The sequence below is a fragment of the Neolewinella persica DSM 23188 genome (genome assembly GCF_000373105.1).
GTDB lineage: Bacteria > Bacteroidota > Bacteroidia > Chitinophagales > Saprospiraceae > Neolewinella > Neolewinella persica.
The window spans coordinates 1-4,608 of record NZ_KB890476.1 but is presented as its reverse complement, the minus strand read 5'-3'; the positions used below and the strand labels follow the sequence as shown (position 1 = coordinate 4,608).

Here is a 4,608-nt window from a genome sequence, read left to right as displayed (position 1 = left end):
GCACGTAAGCAACGAAGAAAGCGCGCGGATCGTAAGCCCGCTGGACCGCCTGAAAAAGGAGTAATGACCGCTGGTTGGCGTTGCGTAAACACTGCAGGATAATGCTTCGTTAACGANAACCCGCCGGTACCCGACAATGAATGATGCTGTTTTGAATAGGTTGCGTAAACACTGCGGGATTTGGTTGGATTTGCGTATGTTTGGGGAGGCAGATAGTTGCTGTTTACGCATGTTGGCGGGTAGCGTGTTGTTAGCCTTCATTAGAAACAAAGATAAACCAATGATAAAATTCTTTAGAAAAATTAGGCAAAAACTACTCTCTGAAAATAAAGTCAGCAGATATCTGATTTATGCAATTGGTGAAATCGTTCTTGTAGTAATTGGTATCCTCATTGCACTTCAGATAAACAATTGGAATGAAAACAGAAAATCACAATTAAAATCATACGATTATTTAAAACGCCTAAAGGTCGATCTTGATAATGTATATGAAGATGTAAATGGTTCCTTGAGGAGATCAGATCTAAAGTACCATGATGCATTAGTGGCGTTAGAAGTTTTAGAAGCAAAAGAACTTCCATCCTCAAAGCAAAAAGTCTTTGAACGACATTTAGCAAACTACTATAAATTTCAAATCGCCATTCAAACTCCAACTGCTTATGATGAAATGCTGAGTTCTGGTGATTTAGGTCTTATCAAAAATGAGTCGTTGAGAACGGCATTTTCCAATTTATCAGATGGTCGCGATTTTATAATTACAATAAATCAAAGCTATCTTAATGCTTATAATAATAACATGGATGTAATGGAAAAATACACGCGTTACCACATACAAAATGTGGATACTGATTCATCTAAAGTTTCCGTTTCCTATGATTTTGATGCCATGACTAAAGACGAACTTTTTATTAATCAAATTTCAAATCAAGTCAATACATGGTATAAAATATTTAACGTATATAAAGTACACCTATCACGTGTCAATAAGATTAAAGACAGCGTTCAAATAGAACTCAAAAAATATGACGAATGATAAAATTCTTTAGAAAGATTCGTCAAAGATTACTAACTGAAAATAAGTTCAGTAAATATTTACTTTACGCCATTGGAGAAATAACCTTGGTTATTATAGGAATATTATTGGCATTGGCAATAAATAACCGTAGTCAAGAAAGAAAACATGAAGCTAAGATAGCAGCTCTTTTTGAAGAGATCTTAATAGGCTTGGAAGATGATATAGAACAAGCTTCTGAAAATGCAAAGCGGGCATTTAAAACTGATTCTCTAATCAGGTTAGTTATAAATGATAATGTCACCAGAGAAGATTACAGTTTGGATATGGATTATAGGCGGATTATGATTGGGTCGAAAAAAATGGATTTTTCAGATAATGGGTATAAAAATCTTACGAATTATATAGATAATATCCCTTTACGGTTTAAACCCCTCATGAAAAACCTCAATGAACTTTACTTGGATAAACAACCTAACCTTAATGAAAAGGATGAAGTTATAGAATCGCTTTCCTTTGATTACGTAAAGTATTTATCAGAAAATAAATCTTGGTTTAGTGAAATATATTCTTTTGCCCCTAGTGAAGAATACCTTAATTATGTGCTAAATGACATATCCTATAAAAACAGAATTCTTCGATATAAAATGTATTCTTCGGGCCAGAGAAGAGCCTTAACTAGATATGAAAATATGGCTTTCCGATGCTATATAGCTATATACAAGGTTTTGAGGAATGATCAACCTCTACCTGAATTCGTCCGCAATTATATGATATACCTTCCCAAGAAGACCTTAGAAAAGTATGAAGGCGATTATCTAAGTGTAGCACAAAATGGGGTGCGAACCACCATTGAAATTCGTGTGAAGGATGATTTCTTAGAACTGAATTATGCTATTGAAAAATCTAAAAATCTAACACCAGAAAAGATTACTATTTACAAAAACACGAAAGAGGTAGACCTATTCCCTAAAACACAAGAAGTTTTTTTTAATGTGGTCTCGGACTCATTTGGGAACATAATTTTTGAGATAGATGACAAAGGTAATATCGTTTCTCTTAAGCAAGGTAGAGGTGAGAATGTGTATAAAAAAAATATTAGAAAAGGTAACTCAATAAACTAACCAATGATAAAATTCTTTAGAAAAATTAGACAAAAAATGCTTTCTGAAAATAAGTTCAGTAAATATTTACTTTATGCCATTGGAGAAATTGTACTCGTAGTGATTGGGATATTGATTGCGCTTCAAATTAATAATTGGAATGAAGGAAATAAAAACCATCAAAGAGAATCTCTCATTTTAAATGAGGTTCTTAACTCTATAAATAAAGACTTAAAATATAATGAAGATCTTGTTGACCGACTAATCGAAAGAAAACAACAAGGGTTAGACAGTTTAGAGACTTATATACTTGGTGCCGAAACAATTCAGGATTCTCTCTTTCTTCATTTCTATAGAAAAGCAAGTCAAAACGTTGTTCTGCTATTTGATAATGGTCCTTATGAAGCGCTTAAATCAAGTGGTTTGGAATTAATTACTAATGATTCTTTAAGATCAGCAATTAATAACGTTTATGCTTTTGAACTACCAACAGCCGCTAACTTTTCCAATAATATAAATGATGAATTTGCCCCTGAACTTAATCAAATAAAACCGATCCTTTTTTACCTAAAACGAACGCAGCCAACAAACCAAAGTAAATTCCTTCGTAGAGACTTAAAAGACAGAGATATACTAAATAATCAGGATTTTCTACTGCTTTACAATTTAGAACGTATTAGACTTGCCAATTATAAGTTTTGGTTAGAAAAAATGAAAACGTCTTTGTTAGATTTAAAAACACAGATAGAAAAAGAATTGAACAAATAATAAAATGCAACAGCGTGTATGCGGAAATACTCCCTAAGCGGGCGCTCTACGCATATACAAAATATTAGCTTTCATTAGAAAAAAGAAAGTCAATGATAAAATTCTTTAGAAAGATTCGCCAAAGATTACTGATTGAAAACAAGTTCAGTAAATATTTACTTTACGCCATCGGTGAGATAGTACTTGTCATGATTGGTATCTTAATGGCATTGCAGGTTAATAATTGGAAAGATACTACCAATAATAAGGTGTCTGAACAAAAAATATTATCCGAAATTAGAAACGGAATTTGGAGAGACCTTAACGATTTTGAAAGTAATGTATATGGTAACAAAGAGGCAATATTGGCAAGCGACCTACTTCGCAATTTTATCCATAAAAAGGAGACTAATCAAGATTCTCTATCGGAACTCTATAATTACCTTTTTAATAATTTTGATCCGGTCATTAATAAGTCGGGTTATGAATCCTTGAAATCAAGTGGTTTGAAAACGATAAAGAATGATTCGTTACGTGTCCAGATAGTGGAACTCTATGATTACTATTACACAATTATTGAAAACAATACTTCTCGTCAATCCAGAGATCTCTCTTATTCAAACTATGGTAGGTTAATAAGTAAATTATATCCTTATATAGAATTTGACGATAAAGGTAAGTTAATCAGCACATCCACCCCAATGTTAAGTGACATTGAGCGGAAAGAATTGTTAAAATATCTCGACCTTATTGTCCACAGTCGAGAAGGCATAGTGCGTAGGTACCAAAAGGTCATTTCGAGAATGAAAAGCTTGTCCGTAAATATTGACAAGGAGCTGGGGCACTTTATTCCAGCAGAACAACTTCAAGAATATGTGGGTACATATGAATACAAAATGCAAGAAACGGAAGAAAGGGCTGCTGCTACAATGACGATGGAAATTTCGGTTGAAGAAAACTACTTAATGACTATCCCTTCTTGGAGAAATTGGAATAAATCATTTTATATGACTGTGCCGGATGAGTTTGTTTCTTTAGAATTACTTGTTGAGGGAAACAAAGTACCATTGAGTTTTATTAGGGATGAGAACCAGAATATTATCGGTCTTAACGATAATCACCCTAGGGGTAATCATAAGTTTATAAAAATTGATTAAAGGATGAAATATCTCAAAAAAATAACAAAAGGCTAACAATGTGGAAATCGACAATAACCTCCACAAGGTCGGCTACTGCGTTTCCACTCCCGTTGGAGTGAAAGTCTCCGCTGCGCTCCGACTTCCACTCCAACGAAGTGGTGCCCTGCGCATTAAGTCAGCGGAAATGCGCTGCGCAGCCCTTCCGCCAACATAATGTCTGCGTCAATTCCGAAATTTCAAATATTTTTTGAGGCTTCGCCTCAACCACATTCTAAATTTCAGAACTGCGCAGGGCACCACTTCGTTCGTAACCGTCCGAGCAACTACAGGCCGCCGCCTTGTTTTTCCGCCCACCGCTCCGGCAACAACTCCTCCAACCGATTAACCGGATGAGCACCGATCCTGCCTAAGACGTCAGCCAGCCATTCCCAAGGATTAACGCCAGCATATTTGCAACTGGCGAAAAAGCTGTACATCATCGCCGCCCGTTGAGCGCCCTTATGGGATCCGGCAAATAAATAATTCTTCCGGCCCAGGGCCAGCGGCCGGATGGAGTTTTCGATCAAGTTGTTATCTATTTCAATACGGCCATCGTCCAGGTAATGCC

Annotated in this window: 5 protein-coding genes; 4 read left to right on the top strand and 1 reads right to left on the bottom strand. The window is 35.5% G+C overall.

From position 1 onward, the window contains the following. Positions 1 to 136 precede the first annotated feature (136 nt). From B036_RS0124805 to B036_RS32655, 4 genes are all read left to right on the top strand, one after another. The gene (locus B036_RS0124805) at positions 137 to 1,033 is read left to right on the top strand and encodes a DUF6090 family protein (RefSeq protein ID WP_044103819.1); all 897 of its coding nucleotides are present in this window, start codon (positions 137 to 139) and stop codon (positions 1,031 to 1,033) included. Then, positions 1,030 to 2,136: a hypothetical protein gene (locus B036_RS32665; RefSeq protein WP_020571438.1), complete on the top strand. Its 1,107-nt coding sequence runs from the start codon at positions 1,030 to 1,032 to the stop codon at positions 2,134 to 2,136. Before B036_RS0124805 ends, B036_RS32665 begins: the two co-directional genes overlap by 4 nt. Before the next feature lie 3 nt (positions 2,137 to 2,139). After that, entirely contained in the window at positions 2,140 to 2,883 is a 744-nt protein-coding gene (locus B036_RS32660; RefSeq protein ID WP_020571437.1) for a DUF6090 family protein, read from the top strand. Between the two features lie 92 nt (positions 2,884 to 2,975). Further along, positions 2,976 to 4,019, top strand: a complete 1,044-nt coding sequence (locus B036_RS32655; RefSeq protein WP_020571436.1) for a DUF6090 family protein — start codon at positions 2,976 to 2,978, stop codon at positions 4,017 to 4,019. Positions 4,020 to 4,324: 305 nt separating this feature from the next. Here B036_RS32655 and B036_RS30995 read toward each other — a convergent pair. Beyond that, on the bottom strand, positions 4,325 to 4,608 hold a 284-nt coding region (locus B036_RS30995), incomplete at its 5' end, for an IS66 family transposase (RefSeq protein WP_020568382.1).